The organism is Burkholderia sp. SCN-KJ (genome assembly GCF_024656005.1).
In the GTDB taxonomy this organism is placed as follows: Bacteria; Pseudomonadota; Gammaproteobacteria; order Burkholderiales; family Burkholderiaceae; genus Burkholderia.
The window spans coordinates 67,701-88,529 of record NZ_JANKOG010000025.1 but is presented as its reverse complement, the minus strand read 5'-3'; the positions used below and the strand labels follow the sequence as shown (position 1 = coordinate 88,529).

Here is a 20,829-nt window from a genome sequence, read left to right as displayed (position 1 = left end):
GACGCGGATTTCGCCGCGCGTTTCGGCGGCATCGCACTAGGCACCGACGCGCGGCGCTGCTACAGTCGGCGGTCCCATTCCCTCAAGCGGAGCGTTTGCGATGAAGCTGATCGGCATGCTGGATTCCCCGTTCGTGCGCCGTGTCGCCATATCGGCGAAGCTGCTCGACCTGCCGTTCGAACACGAGTCGGTCTCGGTGTTTCGTCAGTTCGACCGGTTCCGGTCGTTCAGCCCGGTCGTGAAGGCGCCGACGCTCGTGACCGACGACGGTGCGACGCTGCTCGATTCGTCGCTGATCGTCGACTACCTCGACCATCGCGTCGCGCCGGAGCGGCGCCTGCTGCCCGACGCCGCCGACGCGCGGCTGCGCACGCTGGTGCCGGTCGGCCTCGCGCTGGCGGCGGCCGAGAAGACGGTGCAGGTGGTGTACGAGCACGCTTTGCGGCCGACCGACAAACAGCACGCGCCGTGGCTCGAGCGCGTGCTCAGCCAGCTCGAAGCCGCGTACGGCGAACTCGAGCCGCTCGTCGCGGCCGCGAACGGCTGGTTCGGCGGCGCACGGCTGCTGCAGTCCGACGTGACCGTCGCCGTCGCCTGGCGCTTCACGCAGTTCATGGCCGCCGATTATCCGGCGCTCGCGCGGATCGATCCGGCCCGGTATCCGGCGCTGGCCGCGCATTCGGCGCGTGCGGAAGCGCTGCCGGCGTTTGTCGAGACTCCGCTCGCCTGAACCCGGCGTCGATCCCGGCGGCACCGAAACGACGGCGGGCGAGGGCGGCGCGTCTGGCCCCGCCGCGTCGGAACCGGGCCGGCATTCGGCGCGTATCGACCCAACCGCAGTCCGCGGCGCGTCCGGCCGCGCGTTATTGTTCGGCGCGGCGTGCTGAAAACCACGTCGCGCCGCTGCGCTTTATGCGCCCGCGCGACCGCGCGCCGCCCGCTCTGCCCCGTCCGGCAAGGACGAGCCGATTGTTCTCCGCCGCTGACAAGTGACTTCGCATTCGCGCCGTTTATCCGGATGCGGGCCGTCCCTAGAATCCACTCCATCGAATACGCATTGCCTGATGGAGCCGATGATGAGAGCGCTGATCGAATCGAGTTTGTACCACCCGTCCGTCGTGTTGCCGCTTGCCGCGCTGACGCAACTGATGGTCGAGCGCGACTTCAATCTCGGCCAGGTCGGCCTGATCGTCGCCGCGCGGGGCGCGCAGGCAGCCGTGTCGCGTTCGCGTGCGCTGATCTTCTGCCGCCACTGCGAAGCGCACGCATGAACCCGCGTCACGTCTACGGATAAAAAAACGCCCGGCCGGGGCAAGCCGGTCGGGCGGATCGGATTCGATCGGGCCCCGGCTTCGGCCGGGGCTTTTTCATGGGCGCGCGGGCGACGCTCAGGCGCGTGCGGTCGACACGACGCCGTAGATTTCCGCGTCGTCTTCCTCGCGCAGCTGGCGCGCCAGCTGGTGTGCCTCGCGGCGCGACGCGACGGCCGGCGGCGAGCCCTTGAGCGGCTGGCGTGCGGTTTCGGCGAGTGCGACGACCGACACGATGCCGATCACGGCCGCGCCCATCATGTAATACGCGGGCATCATCAGGTTGTGGGTCACGTCGACGAGCCACGCGGTGACGAGCGGCGTCGTGCCGCCGAACAGCGACACCGACACGTTGAAGCCGATCGCGAGTGCGCCGTAGCGGATCTCGGTCGGGAACAGCGCCGGGAGCGCCGACGGCATCACGCCGGTGAAGCACGACAGCAGCACGCCGAGGATCAGCAGGCCGCCGAACACCGACGCGGTGGTGCCCGCATGAATCAGCATCATCGACGGGATCGACAGCGCGAGCAGGCCGACGCAGCCGGCCAGCATCACGGGCTTGCGGCCGACCTTGTCCGACAGGCGGCCGGCGGCGAGCGTCAGCGGCATCATCAGCACCATCACGATCAGCACCAGCACGAGGCTGTGCGACTCGTCGAAGTGCAGCGTCGACGACATGAAGCTCGGCAGGTACGACAGCACCATGTAGTCGGTCACGTTGAAGATCAGCACGAGGCCGACGCAGAGCAGCAGCGCGCGCCAGTTGCGCATCAGCGTCTCGCGGAAGCGCGCCTTCGGCACGGCCTTGTCCTGCGCTTCGCGCTCCTCGGCCTGGCGCTTGAACGCCGGCGTTTCCTCGAGCTTCATCCGGATGTACAGGCCGATCAGGCCGAGCGGGCCCGCGATCAGGAACGGCACGCGCCAGCCCCACGACAGCAGCGCTTCCTGCGACAGCGACGCGGTGAGCAGCGCGACGACGCCGGCGCCCATCACATAGCCGATCAGCGTGCCGAACTCGAGGAAGCTGCCCATGAAGCCGCGGCGCTTGTCGGTCGAGAACTCGGCGATGAAGGTGGCGGCGCCGCCGTATTCGCCGCCGGTCGAGAAGCCCTGCACGAGGCGGGCGACGAGCAGCAGGATCGGCGCCATGATGCCGATCGACGCGTAGCTGGGGATCAGGCCGATCGCGAAGGTGCCGACGGCCATCATGATCATGGTGGCGGCGAGCACGCGCTGGCGGCCGATGCGGTCGCCGAGCGGGCCGAACACCATGCCGCCGAGCGGGCGCACGAGGAACGCGGCCGCGAACGTGCCGAAGGTCGCGAGCAGCTGCGCGGACGGGCTGCTGGACGGGAAGAACACCTTGCCGAGCGTGACGGCGATATAGCTGTAGACGCCGAAGTCGAACCATTCCATCGCATTGCCGATGGCCATCGCGCTGACGGCGCGCTTGAGCAGGCTCTGGTCGACGACGGTAATGTCGTCCGCGGCGAGCGGAGCCTCGCCGGACGACGAGGAGGAAGAAGCAGCGGTCGGGCTGACGTGTGTTGCGGTCAAGGTCATGCACTCCTTTGACTGCGCCGGAACGGGCGGGCCGTCCGACACGGTTTGCCGGCGAGCGCGATGTCGTGTGCTGCGCGTCGGGGCAGGCCATTTAAGCGCTTACTGCACATGAGGCGGTAAAGGGCCGTAAGGGACTGCTTCGACGCGGGCCCGATGGGCCGTCGCGACGGTGCGCTCATGAAGAATGGGCCGCGTGATGCGAGCGGCAGATGCCGGCGCGGACGGAGTCCGGCGTTCCGGCAAGCGCCCCGGAGGGGCAACGAAACGAGAAAAGCGGGCCTGTCGGGCGGGCTTTCCTGTGGATGCAATTTCGGTCGAAGCACCGGCCCGCAATACGCGGACGGACTTCTTGCGAAATCGAATAGACAGAGATTGAATGTTGAAACAGGCGATATGATAGCACGATGACAGACGATCGTGCAAATTGCCCCGGAATCCCCCGTCTGGTGGCGGTTCCGGCGGGCCGGCTCCGGTATGATCGGCGGCGCGCGGCAGGGTCGCGCGGCCCGCCGGATGGGGGCCGAATCTGTGAGGAACCGGATGACCGAACTGATCAGGATTGCGGCGTTGTTCGCCGTCACCGCACTGGCCGAGATCGTCGGCTGCTACCTGCCGTGGCTCGTGCTGAAGGGCGGGCGGCCCGTCTGGCTGCTGGTGCCGGCCGCGCTGTCGCTCGCGTTGTTCGCGTGGCTGCTGACGCTGCACCCGAGCGCGGCGGGGCGCACGTATGCGGCGTACGGCGGCGTGTATATCGCGGTGGCGCTGATCTGGCTGCGGGCGGTCGACGGCATCGCGCTGACCCGCTGGGACGTGGCGGGTGCGATGCTCGCGCTCGGCGGGATGGCCGTCATCGCGCTGCAGCCGCGCGCTTGAGCGCGGCTGCAGGCACGGCTTCGGCTCGTGAGACGCCGCGTCAGGCGGCTTCGGCGGCGTCCGCGTCGGCGGACTTGCGCCATACGCAGGCGCCCTTGACCGACTTGTCGAGTTCGTCGAGCTGGGTCTGGTGAGCGGCCAGTTCGTCGTCGCTCGCCGCGAGCACCGGCAGGTCGAGCGACGCAAGCGCCACGCGCTGGCCGTTCGCCGCGCCGCCGTCGGCGCCTGCGTCGTCGAGCATGTCGATCACGAGGCTGTCCTGGCCGCGCGTCATCGCGAGATAGACCTCGGCGAGCAGTTCCGAGTCGAGCAGTGCGCCGTGCAGCGTGCGGTGCGCGTTGCTGATGCCGAACCGGTCGCACAGCGCGTCGAGCGAATTGCGCTTGCCGGGGAACATCTGCTTGGCCTGCACCAGCGTGTCGATCACGCCGCCGCAATGCTCGGTGAACGGTGGCAGGTCGAGCCGCGCGAATTCGGCGTCGAGAAACCCGAGGTCGAACGGTGCGTTGTGGATGATCAGCTCGGCGTCCTTCACGAAGTCGCGGATCTGGTCGACGACTTCCGCGAACTTCGGCTTGTCGCTCAGGAATTCGGTCGTGAGGCCGTGCACGGCCAGCGCGCCCGGATCGCTGTCGCGCTCGGGGTTCACATAGATATGCAGGTTGTTGCCGGTGAGCCGCCGGTTCAGCAGCTCGACGCAGCCGATTTCGATCAGGCGGTCGCCCGTGCGGGGGTTCAGGCCGGTGGTTTCGGTATCGAGAATGATCTGGCGCATGTCGGATAAATCGGGAAAGACGGTAGGGCGGCCTGCGTTCAGGCTGCGATTCAGGCCGCGAGCGATGCGACGCCGCGGTTCGCGAGCGCGTCCGCGCGTTCGTTTTCGGGATGGCCCGCATGGCCCTTCACCCAGCGCCACTCGACCTCGTGCTGTGCGACGAGCGCGTCGAGCCGCTTCCACAGGTCGGCGTTCTTCACGGGGGTTTTCGCTGCGGTGACCCAGCCCTTTTTCTTCCAGCCGTGGATCCACTCGCTGATGCCTTTCTGCACGTACTGCGAGTCGGTATGGACGATCACGCGGCACGGCCGCTTCAGCGCCTCGAGCGCGGCGATCACGCCCATCAGCTCCATGCGGTTGTTGGTCGTGTTGGGCTCGCCGCCGAACAGCTCCTTTTCGCGGTCGCCGTAGCGCAGCAGTGCGCCCCAGCCGCCGGGGCCGGGGTTGCCCTTGCAGGCGCCGTCGGTATAGATGTCGATGGTGTCGGTGGTCATGAGTGTTCTTGATGGGTGGTCGGGGTGGCCGCCGGCGTCAGGCCCGGCGCGAGCACGGGCTTCTTCATCTTGATCGGACCGACGAGACGCATGCCGCGCACGCGCTTGACGGCCGTCACCATGTAGACGGCGCCGAAGATCGGCCACCAGCGGTCGCCGGCGGCTTCCATGAAGCCGTAGCGGGCAAGCCATTTGTCGGTGACGAGTGGCGGCCGGTAGCAGCCGAAGCGGCCGCGCTCGAGATCGAAGCCGAGCAGCTTGATCCAGTCCTTGAGCCGGATGAACGCGATCTGGTCGCGTGCGGCCGGCACGAACGGGCGGTTGGCCATGCGCCCGAACGACTGCCGCATGCCCCACAGGCTCAGCGAATTGAAGCCGGTGATCACGAGCTGGCCTTCCGGCATCAGCACGCGTTCGGCCTCGCGCAGCAGGCGGTGCGGGTCGGACGTGAATTCGAGCGTATGCGGCATCACGATCAGGTCGACGCTCTGCGACTCGAACGGCAGGTCGAGCAGGTCGCACCAGGTCGTGCTGCGATCGGCCGGCGCGTGCTCGGGCGCATGCGCCTCGCGCGCCCACGGATACTGGTAGGGCGCGCTCGCGCCGCTCGCCGGGTCGAGCACGAGGCCGCGATACGGCATGCGGTTCTCGCGCAGCGCGTCGAGCTGCGGCAGGCCGAGCTGCAGCGCGTGGAACCCGAAGACGTCGGACACGATCCGGTCGAGCTGCGCCTGCTCCCAGTCCAGCACGTAGCGGCCGGGTGGCGAGTCGGTCCAGGCGGGCCAGTCTATAATTTGACGATCGGACATAACGATGATTGCGCGCCCATGAACGAGCTGGAATATGTGCCGGTGCCGGCATTCGAAGACAACTATATCTGGCTCGTCTCGGACGGCCGCGATGCAATCGCCGTCGATCCGGGTGAAGCCGCGCCGGTACGCCGTGTTCTTGCCGAACGCGGCTGGCGCTTGACCGCTATTTTACTCACGCACCATCACGCCGACCACGTCGGCGGTGTCGCGGCGCTGCGAGATGGCCAACCGGACGATGTGCCGCTGGTCGTTTATGGCCCGGCGGAAGAATCGATCGACGTTGTCACGCGCCCGCTCGCGGGCGGCGATCGCGTGACGCTCGGCGCACCGGCGCTCGCGTTCGACGTGCTCGACGTGCCGGGTCATACGCGCGGCCACATCGCGTATTTTCAAGCGGCCGGGCAGGGCGCGGCGGCCCCGCACGTGTTTTGCGGAGATACACTGTTCTCATGCGGTTGCGGCCGGCTGTTCGAAGGCACGCCCGCGCAGATGCTCGCGTCGCTCGACGCGCTCGCGGCGCTGCCCGGCGACACGCGCGTGCATTGCGCACACGAATACACGTTGTCGAACATCCGCTTCGCGCTCGCGTGCGAACCGGGCAATGCGGCGCTCGCCGCGTGGCGCGACGATGCGCAGGCGCTGCGCGCGCGCGGCGTGCCGACGCTGCCCACGACGATCGCGCACGAACGTGCCGTCAACCCGTTCATGCGGTCGGACAGCGCGGCCATTCACGCGACGCTCGAGGCCGAGCTGCACGAAACGGTGCCGGATCGACTGGCGGCATTCACGCTGATGCGCGAGTGGAAAAACCGGTTCCGATGACGATTTCGGGAGGACTCCAAACCTCAGGTAGCGTCTGTAAAAATTGCTGCAAATGTAGGATTTCGCTGAGTTTTCGGTGTTTTTATTGACGTGAAGCACGCACTTCCGTAGTATCGCCAGCAATTTCCAGCCGTCGGAAGCCGAGATTTTCATGCGACTTATATTGAGTGCGATGGTGGTCCTGCTGCTCGCCGCTTGCGCGAGCCAGGCCCCTGTCGCCAACAACGCCGCCGATTCTGAGGCGACGTCCAACTACCTCCGTAAATCAGCCACCGCCAAAGAAACTGTCGACGTCGACAAGCAATCCGTCGGCGACCTGACCAGTGCCGACTCCGATCTCTGGGGCCGCATTCGCCGCGGCTTCCAGATGCCCGACCTGCAGAGCGACCTCGTCGACATGCAGACGACCTGGTACACGCAACGTCCCGATTACGTGCAGCGCATGACCGAGCGCTCGCAGAAGTACCTCTATCACATCGTCGAGGAACTCGAGGCGCGCCACATGCCGACCGAGCTCGCGCTGCTGCCGTTCATCGAATCCGCGTTCAACCCGCAGGCGCTGTCGGTCGCGAAGGCGGCCGGCATGTGGCAGTTCATGCCGGGCACGGGCCGCACGTACAACCTGAAGCGCAACATGTGGCAGGACGAGCGTCGCGACGTGCTCGCGTCGACGAGCGCCGCGCTCGACTACCTGTCGCGCCTGCATGACATGTTCGGCGACTGGTATCTGGCACTGGCCGCGTACAACTGGGGCGAAGGCAACGTGCAGCGCGCGATCGCGCGCAACCAGGCGGCCGGCCTGCCGACCGACTACCAGAGCCTGCGGATGCCGAACGAGACGCGCAACTACGTGCCGAAGCTGCAGGCGGTGAAGAACATCATCGCGAATCCGCAGCAGTTCGGCCTGACGCTGCCGGAGATCCCCAACCACCCGTATTTCGTGACGGTCACGACGGCGCGCGACATCGACGTGGCGGTGGCCGCGAAGCTCGCGAACCTGTCGCTCGACGAGTTCCGCTCGCTGAACCCGTCGTTCGCGAAGCCGGTGATCCTCGGCGCGACCGAGCCGCAGATCCTGCTGCCCTTCGACAATGCGGCGGCGTTCGAGAAGAACCTGAAGGCCTACAACGGGCAGTTGTCGACGTGGACCACCTATACGGTCAGCGAGCGCGCGCGCCCGGCCGCGATCGCCGAGAAGATCGGCGTGGATGCCGACACGCTGATGTCGGTCAACAAGATTCCGGCCGGCATGCGCCTGAAGCCGGGCTCGACGATCGTCGTGCCGCGCGGCGATGACGACGACGAGGACATCAGCGCGGACGTCGCGGAAAACGGCGTGCTCGCGATGGAGCCCGACGTGCCCGACACGCGCAAGATGCTGATCCGCGTGCGCCGCAAGCAGTCGATGGCCGCGATCGCCGGCCGCTACGGCGTGTCGGTCGCGCAGCTGAAGGCGTGGAACCGCACGCATCGCGATCTCGCGATGCCGGGCCAGGCGCTCGTGCTGCACGTGCCGGTCGGCCGCGCGGTGCCGGCCGAGCCGGGGCCGGAGCGGATCGCGACGTCGACCGCCGGCGCGCATATCGAGCGCGCGAGCCTGTCGGTCGGCGGCAAGTCGCGCGGCGGGAAGCACGGTGCCGCGAAGCCGGCGGCCCGCGCGGCCAAGGCCGCGCCCGCGAAGGCTGCACCGAAGGCCGCTGCGCACAAGGGCAAGAAGTAACGCGGCCGCGATCGCGGCGCGGTGGCCCGACCGGGCCGCGCGATTGCGTTATCATCCGACGAAACGCGTAGCAACGCCGTCACCGAGGTGACGGCGTTTTCGTTTGTGCGCGGCAGCGCGGCCGCCGCTGCGCGCAGTCACAAGGAGAAGCGATGTCGTCGGTGCAGGTGAGGGTGCTCGCGCTGTTTGCGATCGGATATTTCGTGTCGTACGTGTTCCGCGGCGTCAATCTCGGCTTCGCGCCGTTCGTCACGCACGAGCTCGGGCTGTCGGCCGCCGATCTCGGGCTGCTCACGAGTCTCTATTTCCTCGGCTTCGCCGGCGCGCAGATTCCGGCCGGCGTGCTGCTCGACCATTTCGGCCCGCGCCGCGTGGCGGCCGGGATGCTGCTGTTCGCGGCCGCCGGTGCCGCCGTGTTCGGCATCGCGCACGACCTCGGCACGATGATGGTCGGCCGGCTCCTGATCGGCGTCGGCGTATCGGTGTGTCTCGGCGCGGCGTTCAAGGCGCTCGCGCAGCATTTTCCGGTCGGCCGGCTGCCGCTCGTCAACGGTCTCGTGATGGCGGTCGGCGGCCTCGGCGGCGTCGCGGTCGGCTCGCCGCTGACCTGGCTGCTCGGCGTGACGAGCTGGCGCGTGATCTGCGGCGGCCTCGCGGTGCTGACGATCGTCGTCGCGGCCGCGATCGGCCTCGGTGCGCCGGAAGCCGAGCGGCCGCGTCAGCAGGGCGGAATCGTCAGCCAGTTCAAGGGCACGTGGCACATCCTGGGCAGCCGTGCGTTCTGGAAGATTTCGTCGTTCTCGATCGTCACGCAGGGCGTGTTCTACGCGATGCAGTCGCTGTGGGTCGGCCCGTACCTGCACGACGTCGCGGGGTTCGATGCGCAGCACGCCGCGCGGCTCGTGTCGGTGCTCGGCTTCGCGATGATGGCGGGCTGCGTCGGCTTCGGCGCGGCGGCGCGCGTGCTCGAGCGCCGCGGGGTGTCGGTCCAGGCATTTTGCGGCATCGGCATGGCGCTGTTCGTCGCCACGCAGGCCGCGATCGTCGCGCGCGTGCCGCTGCCGCCGGCCGTGCTGTGGGCGGCCTACGGGATGTTCGGCGGCGTCGGGATCCTGACCTACGCGGTGCTGGCCGGTCACTTCCCGGCGCATCTGATCGGCCGCGCGAATACGACGCTGACGCTCGTGATCTTCGTGCTGATCTTTGCGTTCCAGATCGGCATCGGCGCGGTGCTGTCGCACTGGCCGGCCGTCGACGGCCATTACCCGGCCGCCGCGCACGTCACCGTGTGGAGCGTGCTGCTCGCGCTGCAGCTCGCGAGCGCGGTCTGGTGCGCGTGGCCCGCGCGCAGCGCTGGCAAGCACGTTGATCCGGCGGTACGCTGACGGGTAGGGCGGCTGCGGAAACGGGGCCGCAGCAACGAAGGTCGTGCGCGATTGCGCGCCGTCACGGGCGCCGCATACACGATCGGACGGCCATATCGATTGAAGATAAGGCCATTTTCGGGCTATAATTTGAAAGTTTGTGCTGATCAACCTCGCACCCTAGCGCCTACCTCACTCATCCCGTTCATCCGCCGCACGCCGCCTGTCGGGCGATGCCGCGAAGCCTCGTGCGCCACGCGCCGGGTTCGCGTCTCGACAACGCAGGTCGCGTCCAGCTAGCGATTCCGCGCGCCTACGCAGCGCGGCGCTTGCGCGGCAGGGTAAACAGGTCGGCAGCAGGGTGTTCCCCAAGGAGCCTCCCGTGTTGCCGTCTTTTTCTCCCGCCTTGCTTGCACTCGCCGACGGCACGGTCTTTCGTGGTTATTCGATCGGGGCCGAAGGCCACACGATCGGTGAAGTCGTGTTCAACACCGCGATTACCGGCTATCAGGAAATCCTGACTGATCCGAGCTACGCGCGTCAGATCGTCACGCTCACCTACCCGCATATCGGCAACGTCGGCGTCAACGCCGAAGACGTCGAAGCCACGAAAGTCCATGCCGCCGGCCTGATCATCCGTGATCTGCCGACGCTCGCATCGAATTTCCGCATGGACCGCACGCTCGGCGATTACCTGCGCGACGAAGGCGTCGTCGCGATCGCCGGCATCGATACCCGCAAGCTGACCCGTATCCTGCGCGACAAGGGCGCGCAGAACGGCTGCATCCTGGCCGGTTCGGACGACGCGGCGAAGGCGATCGAACTCGCGCGCTCGTTCCCGGGCCTCGCGGGCATGGACCTCGCGAAGGTCGTGTCGACCACGAAGTCGTTCGAGTGGAAGCAGACCGAATGGCGCCTCGGCAGCGGCTACGGCATGCAGGAAGCGCCGAAGTACCGCGTCGTCGCGTATGACTTCGGCGTCAAGTACAACATCCTGCGCATGCTCGCGGAGCGCGGCTGCCACGTGACGGTACTGCCGGCACAAGCGAGCGCGGAAGATGCGCTCGCGCTGAATCCGGACGGCATCTTCCTGTCGAACGGCCCCGGCGATCCGGAGCCGTGCGACTACGCGATCGCGGCCACGAAGCAGTTCATCGAGCGTGGCGTGCCGACCTTCGGCATCTGCCTCGGCCACCAGATCATGGGTCTCGCGGTCGGCGCGAAGACGCTCAAGATGAAGACGGGCCACCACGGCGCGAACCATCCGGTGAAGGATCTCGGCGACGGTCGCGTGGTGATCACGTCGCAGAACCACGGCTTCGCGGTCGACGCGGATTCGCTGCCGGCCAACGCGCGCGTGACGCACGTGTCGCTGTTCGACGGCACGCTGCAGGGCTTCGAGCTGACCGACAAGCCGGCGTTCTGCTTCCAGGGCCACCCGGAAGCGTCGCCCGGCCCGCACGACATCGGCTATCTGTTCGACCGTTTCACCGCACTGATGGACGCGGCGAAGCAGCGCAACGCCTGACGCAACTGAAGCAACCGAAGAACGGGAGATTCGCATCATGTTCGGCCACGCACTCGGCATCACGGATATCTGGACCTACGTGTTCGGCGTGATCTTCATCATCCTGCTGCCGGGGCCGAACTCGATGTACGTGCTGTCGCTCGCGGCGCAGCGCGGCGTGAAGGCCGGCTATCGCGCGGCCTGCGGCGTGTTCGTCGGCGATACGGTGCTGATGGTGCTGTCCGCCGCGGGCGTCGCGTCGCTGCTGAAGGCGAACCCGCTGCTGTTCTCCGTCGTGAAGTACGGCGGCGCCGCGTATCTGCTCTACATCGGCTCCGGCATGCTGCGCAGCGCGTGGCAGAAGCTGCGCGCGCGCAGCGATGCGCCGGCTGACGCGCCGCAGGCGGTCGACGGCGAACAGTCTTTCGACAAGCCGTTCCGCAAGGCGCTGATCGTGAGCCTCCTGAATCCGAAGGCGATCCTGTTCTTCATCTCGTTCTTCATCCAGTTCGTCGACCCGGCATTCCCGCATCCCGCGCTGTCGTTTGTCGTGCTCGGGGCGATCGCGCAATGCGCGAGCTTCCTGTACCTGAGCACGCTGATCTTCGCGGGCGCACGGCTCGCCGAGCATTTCCGCCGCCGCCGCAGGCTCGCGGCGGGCGCGGCGAGCAGCGTGGGCGGCCTGTTCATCGGTTTCTCGGTGAAGCTCGCGCTCGCCACCATGAGCTGAGCGCGGCCTGCCGACCGACGACAACGCCACGACAAAGATTACTTACTGAATTCACAAGCCATGCCAAAACGCACAGACATCAAAAGCATCCTCATCATCGGCGCCGGCCCGATCATCATCGGCCAGGCTTGCGAGTTCGACTATTCGGGCGCGCAGGCTTGCAAGGCGCTGCGTGAAGAGGGCTACAAGGTCGTCCTCGTGAACAGCAACCCGGCGACGATCATGACCGACCCGAACACGGCCGACGTCACGTACATCGAGCCGATCACGTGGGAAGTGGTCGCACGCATCATCGAGAAGGAGCGCCCGGACGCGATCCTGCCGACGATGGGCGGCCAGACCGCGCTGAACTGCGCGCTCGACCTGCACCACCACGGCGTGCTCGAGAAATTCGGCGTCGAGCTGATCGGCGCGTCGCCGGAAGCGATCGACAAGGCGGAAGACCGCCAGAAATTCAAGGAAGCGATGACCAAGATCGGTCTCGGTTCCGCGAAGTCGGGCATCGCGCACTCGATGGAAGAAGCGACCCAGGTGCACGCCGAGATCATGGCCGGCACCGGCGGCAGCGGCTACCCGGTCGTGATCCGTCCGTCGTTCACGCTCGGCGGCTCGGGCGGCGGCATCGCGTACAACCGCGAAGAGTTCGAAGAGATCTGCAAGCGCGGCCTCGACCTGTCGCCGACGCGCGAACTGCTAATCGAGGAATCGCTGCTCGGCTGGAAGGAATACGAGATGGAAGTCGTGCGCGACCGCGCCGACAACTGCATCATCGTGTGCTCGATCGAGAACCTCGACCCGATGGGCGTGCACACCGGCGACTCGATCACGGTCGCGCCGGCGCAGACGCTCACCGACAAGGAATACCAGATCCTGCGTAACGCATCGCTCGCGGTGCTGCGCGAGATCGGCGTCGACACGGGCGGCTCGAACGTGCAGTTCTCGATCAACCCGAAGGACGGCCGCATGGTCGTCATCGAAATGAACCCGCGCGTGTCGCGTTCGTCGGCGCTCGCGTCGAAGGCGACCGGCTTCCCGATCGCGAAGGTCGCGGCGAAGCTGGCGGTCGGCTACACGCTCGACGAGCTGAAGAACGAAATCACCGGCGGCCAGACGCCGGCGTCGTTCGAGCCGACGATCGACTACGTCGTCACGAAGATCCCGCGTTTCGCGTTCGAGAAGTTCCGCGAAGCCGATTCGCGCCTGACCACGCAGATGAAGTCGGTCGGCGAAGTGATGGCGATCGGCCGCACGTTCCAGGAATCGTTCCAGAAGGCGCTGCGCGGCCTCGAAGTCGGCGTCGACGGTCTCGACGAGAAGTCGACCGACCGCGACGAGATCGCGATCGAGATCCACGAGCCGGGCCCGGATCGCATCTGGTACGTCGGCGATGCGTTCCGCATCGGCATGACGGCCGAGGAAATCTTCGCGGAAACCGCGATCGACCCGTGGTTCCTCGAGCAGATCGAGCAGATCATCCTGAAGGAAAAGGCGCTCGCGGGCCGCACGCTCGCGTCGCTGACGTTCGACGAGTTGCGCTTCCTGAAGCAGAGCGGCTTCTCCGACCGCCGCCTCGCGAAGCTGCTCGGCGCGACGCCGGAAGACGTCCGCCGCCGCCGCATCGAACTGAACGTGCGCCCGGTCTACAAGCGCGTCGACACCTGCGCGGCCGAGTTCGCGACCAAGACGGCCTACATGTACTCGACCTACGAGGAAGAGTGCGAGGCGCAGCCGACCACCAACAAGAAGATCATGGTGCTGGGCGGCGGCCCGAACCGGATCGGCCAGGGCATCGAGTTCGACTACTGCTGCGTGCACGCGGCCCTCGCGATGCGCGAGGACGGCTACGAAACGATCATGGTCAACTGCAACCCGGAAACGGTGTCGACCGACTACGACACGTCCGACCGCCTGTACTTCGAGCCGCTGACGCTGGAAGACGTGCTCGAGATCGTCGACAAGGAAAAGCCGGTCGGCGTGATCGTCCAGTACGGCGGCCAGACGCCGCTGAAGCTCGCGCTCGACCTCGAGGCGCACGGTGTGCCGATCGTCGGCACGTCGCCGGACATGATCGACGCGGCCGAAGACCGCGAACGCTTCCAGAAGCTGCTGCAGGACCTCGGCCTGCGCCAGCCGCCGAACCGCACCGCGCGCGCCGAAGAAGAAGCGCTCGCGCTGGCGGCCGAAATCGGCTACCCGCTCGTCGTGCGTCCGTCGTACGTGCTCGGTGGCCGCGCGATGGAAATCGTCCACGAGCCGCGCGACCTCGAGCGCTACATGCGCGAGGCCGTGAAGGTGTCGAACGATTCGCCGGTGCTGCTCGACCGCTTCCTGAACGACGCGATCGAATGCGACGTCGACTGCATCTGCGACGGCGAGTCGGTGTTCATCGGCGGCGTGATGGAGCACATCGAGCAGGCGGGCGTCCACTCGGGCGACTCGGCATGCTCGCTGCCGCCGTACTCGCTGTCGAAGGAAACCGTGGCCGAGCTGAAGCGCCAGACGGGCGCGATGGCGAAGGCGCTGAACGTGGTCGGCCTGATGAACGTGCAGTTCGCGATCCAGCAGGTGCCGCAGGCGGACGGTTCGAAGCAGGACATCATCTACGTGCTCGAAGTGAACCCGCGCGCGTCGCGCACGGTGCCGTACGTGTCGAAGGCGACCAGCCTGCCGCTCGCGAAGATCGCGGCGCGCGCGATGGTCGGCCAGAAGCTCGCGCAGCAGGGCGTGACGAAGGAAGTCGAGCCGCCGTACTTCAGCGTGAAGGAAGCGGTGTTCCCGTTCGTCAAGTTCCCGACCGTCGATCCGGTCCTCGGGCCTGAAATGCGTTCGACCGGCGAAGTGATGGGCGTCGGCCAGACCTTCGGCGAAGCGCTGTTCAAGTCGCAGCTCGCGGCCGGTTCGCGCCTGCCGGAGTCGGGCACGGTGCTGCTCACCGTGATGGATGCCGACAAGCCGAAGGCGGTCGAAGTCGCGCGCATGCTGCACGACCTCGGCTACCCGATCGTCGCGACCAAGGGCACGGCTGCCGCGATCGAAGCGGCCGGCGTGCCGGTGAAGGTCGTGAACAAGGTGAAGGACGGCCGTCCGCACATCGTCGACATGATCAAGAACGGCGAGATCGCACTCGTGTTCACGACGGTCGACGAGACGCGCCAGGCGATCGCCGATTCGCGTTCGATCCGCATGAGCGCGCAGGCGCACAAGGTCACGTACTACACGACGATGTCCGGCGCGCGCGCGGCCGTCGAAGGCCTGCGCTACCTGAAGGATCTGGAAGTCTATGATTTACAAGGTCTTCACGCTCGCCTAAACTAAGCAGTCAGTTACCTGTCGAAGCAACACGTGCCGCGATTAAGCGGTGTTTCCGGTTCACCGGAAATACGTTTAATCGCGGTGATTTTTTTTATAGCCGTTTTTAGCGATTGAGCCGTTTATGAGCACCATTCCGTTGACAAAGCGTGGCGCAGAGCAACTGCGCGATGAATTGCAGCGCCTCAAGTCCGTCGAGCGGCCGGCCGTGATCAACGCGATCGCGGAGGCCCGCGCACAGGGCGATCTGTCCGAAAACGCGGAATACGACGCTGCGAAAGAAAAACAGGGCTTCATCGAGGGTCGCATCGCGGAAATCGAATCGAAGCTGTCGGCCGCGCAGGTCATCGATCCCACCGTGCTCGACGCCGAAGGCCGCGTGGTCTTCGCATCGACGGTCGAACTCGAGGATCTCGAGTCCGGCGACACCGTCAAGTACCAGATCGTCGGCGACGACGAAGCCGATATCGATCACGGCCTGATCTCGGTCAGCTCGCCGATCGCGCGCGCGCTGATCGGCAAGTCCGAAGGCGACGTCGCGGCCGTGCAGGCGCCGAGCGGCGTGCGCGAGTACGAAATCATCTCGGTCAGCTATATCTGAAGCGGGGCGACGTGATGCCGCATCGCGTGTTCCGCCTGCTGTCGGCCGTGTGGGTCGGCAGCCTGCTGACGATCGGGTATGCGGTCGCGCCCGTGCTGTTCAGGACGCTGGAGCGGATGACGGCCGGCTCGGTCGCCGCCCAGCTGTTCCGCATCGAGGCGATCCTCGGTGTCGTATGCGGCGTGCTGCTGCTCGCGCTGTCGAACCAGCAGGTGCGGCGCGGCAGCGGCGATTATCGTCGCGTGCGCTGGATCGTCGCGGCGATGGTCGCGTGCGTGCTGGTCGGGTATTTTGCGTTGCAGCCGTTCATGAACGCGCTGCGGGTGGCCGCGATGGAGGCGGGCACCGATATCGCGAACTCGCCGTATGCGAGCCGCTTCGGGATGCTGCACGGCGTCTCGAGCCTGTTCTATCTCGTCGAGAGCGTGCTGGGGCTGATGCTGATCTGGCGTCTGCCGGCGCAAGACGCCTGAATGGCGTGAGCGCCGCGCGGGCAACGCGGCACGGGGTGCCCCGTGCCGCGCGGCGGGATTACTTGCCCTGGTGCGGCCGCTTCGTGCTGGCCTGACGCTTTTTCGCGCGCTTCACCGTGCCGCCTGCCGTCACGCGCTCGTTGCCGCGCACCGTGACTTTCACAGGCCGCGGACGGCGCACGGGGCTCGCGTTCGGCGACACCTTGACGACCTTGACGGTGCGCGGTGCACGGCCTTTCTTGTCGTCGACGGCTTCGGCCGCGCTCGGCAGCGCGCCGGCACGACGGCCGCGGGCCGGGGCCGCCACGGCAGCCTCGGGCTTCCAGATCACCAGCAGCTTGCCGATATGCTGGATCGGCGCCGCGTTCAGGCGGTCGCAGATCTCGTCGTAAATGGCGACGCGCTCGTCGCGCTCGTCACCGAACACACGGATCTTGATCAACTGGTGCGCAGCGAGGTGCACCTTGATTTCCTTCAGCACGGCGTCGGTGAGCCCCTCGGCGCCGATCAGCACGACGGGCTTGAGCGCATGGGCCTGGGAGCGCAGCGCGGAGCGCTCGGCGGGGGAAAGCGAAAGGGCGGGCATGGAAATGTCGAAATCTAAATAGGGGCGCGCTGCGTCAGAAGCGAATCGCGGGAAGTTACCGCATCAGCCGCGCGCCGAAACCACGTAAAATCGCGGCTTGGGCCCGGAAGGGGCCGCAGCCGCGCGAAGAAGACGCGTATTATCCGCCAAAAGCACGGCTTCACGAAGCAAATAGCAGCAATCTCTCTCTCGAATGGCAAAAAACCGCTTTAACCAGCACTGGCTGCACGACCACATCAACGACCCGTACGTCAAAATGGCGCAGCGGGAGGGCTATCGCGCGCGCGCCGCGTACAAGCTGAAGGAAATCGACGAGCAGGACAAGCTGATCCGTCCGGGCCAGGTGATCGTCGACCTCGGCGCGACGCCGGGCAGCTGGAGCCAGTATGCCCGCAACAAGCTCGCGCAGGGCAAGAAGCGCGACGCGGAGCGCGAAGGCGGCATCGACGGCACGATCGTGGCGCTCGACATCCTGCCGATGGAGCCGATCGCCGACGTCCACTTCCTGCAGGGCGACTTCCGCGAGGACGAGGTCCTCCACCGGCTCGAAGAAGTGCTCGAAGGTCGCGCGGTGGACCTTGTTATTTCCGACATGGCCCCCAACCTCTCCGGCGTGGCCTCGGCGGACGCGGCGCGCATCGAGCATCTGTGCGATCTGGCGCTCGAATTCGCGCAGAATCATCTGAAGCCGGACGGTGCGCTGCTCGTGAAGTGTTTTCACGGCAGCGGCTACAGCCAGATCGTCGAAAAGTTCAAACAGCAGTTTAAGACTGTCGCGCCGCGCAAGCCGAAGGCGTCCCGCGACAAATCGTCCGAAACGTTCATTTTGGGTCGGCATCTGAAGCATCCGCGCTGACGCGCAGCGGCGTGCCGCAAACGGGCTCCGGCCCTTGCCAGACAAGCGAAGCGCTATCGCGGCGGTTGTCAATCCTTATGGCAGGGGTGGTCGGACTGGATTAGAATGACCGAGGAGCGCTGCAAGGAAAATGTAGGCGCTCGTCTACGAGTGAAGGAGTGGTGCTTTGAACAACAATATGTTTTCGAAGGCAGCAGTGTGGCTGGTGATCGCACTGGTGCTGTTTACGGTGTTCAAGCAGTTCGACAAGCCCCGCGTCCAGGAAGGTGTGTCCTATTCGCAGTTCATGGACGACGCCAAGAACGGCAAGGTCAAGAACGTCATCGTTCAGGGGCGCAACCTCACCGTCACTCCGGCTGATGGCCAGAAATACCAGATCGTGTCGCCCGGCGACATCTGGATGGTCGGCGATCTGATGAAGTACGGCGTGCAGGTCAGCGGCAAGGCCGACGACGAGCCGAACGCGCTGATGTCCGCGCTGTACTATCTCGGGCCGACGATCCTGATCATCGTGTTCTGGTTCTACATGATGAGGCAGATGCAGGGAGGCGGCAAAGGCGGCGCATTCTCGTTCGGGAAATCGCGTGCGCGGCTGATCGACGAGAACAACAACGCGGTGAACTTCTCCGACGTCGCGGGCTGCGACGAAGCGAAGGAAGAAGTGTCCGAGCTCGTCGACTTCCTGCGCGACCCGCAGAAATTCCAGAAGCTGGGCGGTCGCATTCCGCGCGGCGTGCTGCTCGTCGGCCCTCCGGGTACCGGCAAGACGCTGCTCGCCCGCGCGATCGCCGGTGAAGCGAAGGTGCCGTTCTTCAGCATCTCGGGTTCCGACTTCGTCGAAATGTTCGTCGGCGTCGGCGCGGCCCGTGTGCGCGACATGTTCGAGCAGGCGAAGAAGCACGCACCGTGCATCGTGTTCATCGACGAAATCGACGCGGTCGGCCGTCATCGCGGCGCCGGCATGGGCGGCGGCAACGACGAGCGCGAGCAGACGCTGAACCAGATGCTGGTCGAGATGGACGGCTTCGAAGCGAACTCGGGCGTGATCGTGATCGCCGCGACCAACCGTTCCGACGTGCTCGACAAGGCGCTGCTGCGTCCGGGCCGTTTCGACCGCCAGGTCTATGTCGGCCTGCCGGACATCCGCGGCCGCGAGCAGATCATGCGCGTGCACCTGCGCAAGGTGCCGATCGCGAACGACGTCGACGCAGCGGTGATCGCGCGCGGCACGCCGGGCTTCTCGGGCGCCGATCTCGCGAACCTCGTGAACGAAGCGGCGCTGTTCGCCGCCCGCCGCGGCAAGCGCATCGTCGAGATGCAGGATTTCGAGGACGCGAAGGACAAGATCTTCATGGGTCCGGAGCGCAAGTCGGCGGTGATTCGCGAGGAAGCGAAGCGCGCGACGGCTTACCACGAGTCGGGCCACGCGGTGATCGCGAAGCTGCTGCCGAAGGCCGATCCGGTACACAAGGTCACGATCATCCCGCGCGGTCGCGCGCTGGGCGTCACGTGGCAGCTGCCGGAGCATGACAACGAGACGTATTCGAAGGATTACCTGCTCGACCGCCTGGCGATCCTGTTCGGCGGCCGCGTGGCCGAGGAGCTGTTCCTGAACCTGATCAGCACCGGCGCGTCGGACGACTTCAACAAGGCGACGCAGACGGCACGCGCGATGGTGGCCCGTTTCGGCATGACCGACGCGCTCGGGCCGATGGTCTACGTCGACGACGAGAGCGACAACGGCCCGTTCGGTCGCGGCTTCACGCGCACGATCTCGGAAGCGACGCAGCAGAAGGTCGACGGCGAAATCCGCCGCGTGCTCGACGAACAGTACGGCCTTGCACGTCGCCTGCTCGAAGAGAACCGCGACAAGGTGGAGGCAATGACGGCCGCGCTGATGGAGTGGGAAACGATCGACGCCGATCAGATCAACGACATCATGGAAGGGCGTCCGCCGCGTTCGCCGAAGAGCTCGCCGGCTGTCGGCGGCGATTCGTCGGGCGGCGGCACCACCGCCGAAGTGAAGCCCGGCAACGCGCCGGCGCCTGCTTCGCCGGCCTGACCTTCGCCGTAGCACCGTTCACGGGCTGGTGTGGCTTCACACCGGCCCGTTTTGCATTCGTCAACGCCTCCCGCCCGTGTCCGATTCCGCTGTTTCCGCATCTATTCCCGCGCCGCTCCAGTGCGGCCGTTTCTCGCTGACGTTCGAGCGCCCGCTCGTGATGGGCATTCTGAACGCCACCCCCGATTCGTTCTCCGACGGCGGCCGCTTCCTCGCGCGCGACGATGCGCTGCGCCAGGCCGAGCGGATGATCGCCGAAGGCGTTGACCTGATCGACATCGGCGGCGAGTCGACGCGCCCCGGCGCGCCGCCCGTGCCGCTCGACGAGGAACTCGCGCGCGTGATCCCGCTGGTCGAAGCGTTGCGGCCGCTGAACGTGCCGCTGTCGATCGACACCTACAAGCCGGCCGTGATGCGCGCGGCGCTCGCCGCCGGCGCGGACCTGATCAACGACATCTGGGGTTTCCGTCAGCCGGGCGCGATCGATGCGGTGCGCGAGGGTAACAGCGGGCTGTGCGCGATGCACATGCTCGGCGAGCCGCAGACGATGCAGGTCGGCGAGCCCGATTACGGCGACGTCGTGAGCGACGTGCGCGATTTTCTCGCCGCGCGCGCGCAGGCGCTGCGCGACGCGGGCGTCGCGCCGGAACGGATCTGCGTCGATCCGGGCTTCGGGTTCGGCAAGGCGGTGGTCGACGACAACTACGCGCTGCTGGCCGCGTTGCCGGACACGGCGCCGGCGCGGCCCGACGGGCGCGCGTATCCCATTCTCGCGGGCATGTCGCGCAAGTCGATGCTCGGCGCGGTGATTGGTGGCAAGCCGCCGATGGAGCGCGTCGCGGCGAGCGTGGCGGCCGCGTTGTGCGCGGTCGGGCGGGGTGCGGCGATCGTGCGCGTGCACGACGTCGCGGCGACGGTCGATGCGTTGAAGGTCTGGAACGCCGTGCGCGAAGCCGCGCGGCAACGATAAGT

General features: G+C 66.7%; 19 protein-coding genes. 14 read left to right on the top strand and 5 right to left on the bottom strand.

Annotation, left to right across the window (positions count from 1 at the left end):
* The first annotated feature begins 100 nt into the window (after positions 1–100).
* Both NQV17_RS30955 and NQV17_RS30950 read left to right on the top strand, forming a co-directional pair.
* On the top strand, positions 101–730 hold the full coding sequence (locus NQV17_RS30955) for a glutathione S-transferase family protein (protein WP_044844909.1): 630 nt from the start codon (positions 101–103) through the stop codon (positions 728–730).
* A 343-nt stretch (positions 731–1,073) separates the two neighbouring features.
* Positions 1,074–1,271 (top strand): hypothetical protein, encoded by a 198-nt coding sequence (locus NQV17_RS30950; protein WP_044844954.1) that lies wholly within the window; start codon positions 1,074–1,076, stop codon positions 1,269–1,271.
* Positions 1,272–1,388: 117 nt separating this feature from the next.
* Here the strand turns inward: NQV17_RS30950 and proP are convergent, their stop codons facing one another.
* Entirely contained in the window at positions 1,389–2,873 is a 1,485-nt protein-coding gene (gene proP, locus NQV17_RS30945) for a glycine betaine/L-proline transporter ProP (protein WP_257775183.1), read from the bottom strand.
* A 540-nt stretch (positions 2,874–3,413) separates the two neighbouring features.
* Between proP and NQV17_RS30940 the strand changes: the two genes are divergently transcribed.
* Entirely contained in the window at positions 3,414–3,746 is a 333-nt protein-coding gene (locus NQV17_RS30940) for a YnfA family protein (RefSeq protein ID WP_044844907.1), read from the top strand.
* 40 nt (positions 3,747–3,786) lie between these two features.
* Here NQV17_RS30940 and dnaQ read toward each other — a convergent pair whose 3' ends face one another.
* Genes dnaQ through NQV17_RS30925 form a run of 3 tightly spaced genes read right to left on the bottom strand, consistent with a single transcriptional unit; the run spans position 3,787 to position 5,824 of the window.
* The gene (gene dnaQ / locus NQV17_RS30935; protein WP_044844906.1) at positions 3,787–4,521 is read right to left on the bottom strand and encodes a DNA polymerase III subunit epsilon; all 735 of its coding nucleotides are present in this window, start codon (positions 4,519–4,521) and stop codon (positions 3,787–3,789) included.
* Between the two features lie 50 nt (positions 4,522–4,571).
* Positions 4,572–5,015 carry a ribonuclease HI gene (gene rnhA, locus NQV17_RS30930; protein WP_044844905.1) on the bottom strand — a complete coding sequence of 148 codons (444 nt, stop codon included), beginning with the start codon at positions 5,013–5,015 and terminating at the stop codon, positions 4,572–4,574.
* Positions 5,012–5,824 carry a class I SAM-dependent methyltransferase gene (locus NQV17_RS30925; protein ID WP_044844904.1) on the bottom strand — a complete coding sequence of 271 codons (813 nt, stop codon included), beginning with the start codon at positions 5,822–5,824 and terminating at the stop codon, positions 5,012–5,014. The genes rnhA and NQV17_RS30925 overlap by 4 nt, the downstream gene beginning before the upstream one ends.
* Positions 5,825–5,842: 18 nt before the next feature.
* On the opposite strand from NQV17_RS30925, the gene gloB reads away from it, so the two are divergent.
* From gloB to NQV17_RS30885, 8 genes are all read left to right on the top strand, one after another.
* A complete protein-coding gene (gene gloB, locus NQV17_RS30920; protein ID WP_257775182.1) occupies positions 5,843–6,649 on the top strand; it encodes a hydroxyacylglutathione hydrolase in 807 nt (268 codons plus the stop codon).
* A 151-nt stretch (positions 6,650–6,800) separates the two neighbouring features.
* Entirely contained in the window at positions 6,801–8,369 is a 1,569-nt protein-coding gene (locus NQV17_RS30915; protein ID WP_257775181.1) for a transglycosylase SLT domain-containing protein, read from the top strand.
* A 152-nt stretch (positions 8,370–8,521) separates the two neighbouring features.
* Positions 8,522–9,754 carry a nitrate/nitrite transporter gene (locus NQV17_RS30910; RefSeq protein ID WP_257775180.1) on the top strand — a complete coding sequence of 411 codons (1,233 nt, stop codon included), beginning with the start codon at positions 8,522–8,524 and terminating at the stop codon, positions 9,752–9,754.
* A 361-nt stretch (positions 9,755–10,115) separates the two neighbouring features.
* Positions 10,116–11,261: a glutamine-hydrolyzing carbamoyl-phosphate synthase small subunit gene (gene carA / locus NQV17_RS30905; RefSeq protein ID WP_257775179.1), complete on the top strand. Its 1,146-nt coding sequence runs from the start codon at positions 10,116–10,118 to the stop codon at positions 11,259–11,261.
* Between the two features lie 37 nt (positions 11,262–11,298).
* Positions 11,299–11,970, top strand: coding sequence for a leucine efflux protein LeuE (leuE, locus tag NQV17_RS30900; RefSeq protein WP_044844899.1), 672 nt, complete (start codon positions 11,299–11,301; stop codon positions 11,968–11,970).
* Positions 11,971–12,030: 60 nt separating this feature from the next.
* Complete coding sequence (gene carB / locus NQV17_RS30895) at positions 12,031–15,285, top strand: carbamoyl-phosphate synthase large subunit (protein ID WP_257775178.1); 3,255 nt, start codon at positions 12,031–12,033, stop codon at positions 15,283–15,285.
* Positions 15,286–15,403: 118 nt separating this feature from the next.
* Positions 15,404–15,880: a transcription elongation factor GreA gene (gene greA / locus NQV17_RS30890; protein WP_021163362.1), complete on the top strand. Its 477-nt coding sequence runs from the start codon at positions 15,404–15,406 to the stop codon at positions 15,878–15,880.
* A gap of 14 nt (positions 15,881–15,894) precedes the next feature.
* On the top strand, positions 15,895–16,353 hold the full coding sequence (locus NQV17_RS30885) for a DUF4149 domain-containing protein (protein ID WP_044844897.1): 459 nt from the start codon (positions 15,895–15,897) through the stop codon (positions 16,351–16,353).
* Between the two features lie 58 nt (positions 16,354–16,411).
* On the opposite strand, the gene NQV17_RS30880 is transcribed toward NQV17_RS30885, so the two are convergent.
* Positions 16,412–16,939: a YhbY family RNA-binding protein gene (locus NQV17_RS30880; RefSeq protein ID WP_044844896.1), complete on the bottom strand. Its 528-nt coding sequence runs from the start codon at positions 16,937–16,939 to the stop codon at positions 16,412–16,414.
* 193 nt (positions 16,940–17,132) lie between these two features.
* Between NQV17_RS30880 and NQV17_RS30875 the strand changes: the two genes are divergently transcribed.
* From NQV17_RS30875 to folP, 3 genes are all read left to right on the top strand, one after another.
* The gene (locus NQV17_RS30875) at positions 17,133–17,795 is read left to right on the top strand and encodes an RlmE family RNA methyltransferase (RefSeq protein ID WP_044844895.1); all 663 of its coding nucleotides are present in this window, start codon (positions 17,133–17,135) and stop codon (positions 17,793–17,795) included.
* Positions 17,796–17,961: 166 nt separating this feature from the next.
* On the top strand, positions 17,962–19,857 hold the full coding sequence (gene ftsH, locus NQV17_RS30870; protein WP_044844894.1) for an ATP-dependent zinc metalloprotease FtsH: 1,896 nt from the start codon (positions 17,962–17,964) through the stop codon (positions 19,855–19,857).
* A gap of 28 nt (positions 19,858–19,885) precedes the next feature.
* A complete protein-coding gene (folP, locus tag NQV17_RS30865; protein WP_257775177.1) occupies positions 19,886–20,827 on the top strand; it encodes a dihydropteroate synthase in 942 nt (313 codons plus the stop codon).
* The last annotated feature ends 2 nt before the right edge of the window (positions 20,828–20,829 follow it).

Excerpts from the sequence above, each read along its gene's own strand:
- gloB (WP_257775182.1), top strand. The coding sequence starts at position 5,843 with ATGAACGAGCTGGAATATGTGCCGGTGCCGGCATTCGAAGACAACTAT.
- NQV17_RS30910 (WP_257775180.1), top strand. The coding sequence starts at position 8,522 with ATGTCGTCGGTGCAGGTGAGGGTGCTCGCGCTGTTTGCGATCGGATAT.
- leuE (WP_044844899.1), top strand. The coding sequence starts at position 11,299 with ATGTTCGGCCACGCACTCGGCATCACGGATATCTGGACCTACGTGTTC.
- proP (WP_257775183.1), bottom strand. The coding sequence starts at position 2,873 with ATGACCTTGACCGCAACACACGTCAGCCCGACCGCTGCTTCTTCCTCC.
- NQV17_RS30875 (WP_044844895.1), top strand. The coding sequence starts at position 17,133 with ATGGCAAAAAACCGCTTTAACCAGCACTGGCTGCACGACCACATCAAC.
- NQV17_RS30955 (WP_044844909.1), top strand. The coding sequence starts at position 101 with ATGAAGCTGATCGGCATGCTGGATTCCCCGTTCGTGCGCCGTGTCGCC.
- NQV17_RS30940 (WP_044844907.1), top strand. The coding sequence starts at position 3,414 with ATGACCGAACTGATCAGGATTGCGGCGTTGTTCGCCGTCACCGCACTG.
- NQV17_RS30915 (WP_257775181.1), top strand. The coding sequence starts at position 6,801 with ATGCGACTTATATTGAGTGCGATGGTGGTCCTGCTGCTCGCCGCTTGC.
- dnaQ (WP_044844906.1), bottom strand. The coding sequence starts at position 4,521 with ATGCGCCAGATCATTCTCGATACCGAAACCACCGGCCTGAACCCCCGC.
- greA (WP_021163362.1), top strand. The coding sequence starts at position 15,404 with ATGAGCACCATTCCGTTGACAAAGCGTGGCGCAGAGCAACTGCGCGAT.
- NQV17_RS30950 (WP_044844954.1), top strand. The coding sequence starts at position 1,074 with ATGATGAGAGCGCTGATCGAATCGAGTTTGTACCACCCGTCCGTCGTG.
- rnhA (WP_044844905.1), bottom strand. The coding sequence starts at position 5,015 with ATGACCACCGACACCATCGACATCTATACCGACGGCGCCTGCAAGGGC.
- carB (WP_257775178.1), top strand. The coding sequence starts at position 12,031 with ATGCCAAAACGCACAGACATCAAAAGCATCCTCATCATCGGCGCCGGC.
- NQV17_RS30925 (WP_044844904.1), bottom strand. The coding sequence starts at position 5,824 with ATGTCCGATCGTCAAATTATAGACTGGCCCGCCTGGACCGACTCGCCA.
- NQV17_RS30880 (WP_044844896.1), bottom strand. The coding sequence starts at position 16,939 with ATGCCCGCCCTTTCGCTTTCCCCCGCCGAGCGCTCCGCGCTGCGCTCC.
- NQV17_RS30885 (WP_044844897.1), top strand. The coding sequence starts at position 15,895 with ATGCCGCATCGCGTGTTCCGCCTGCTGTCGGCCGTGTGGGTCGGCAGC.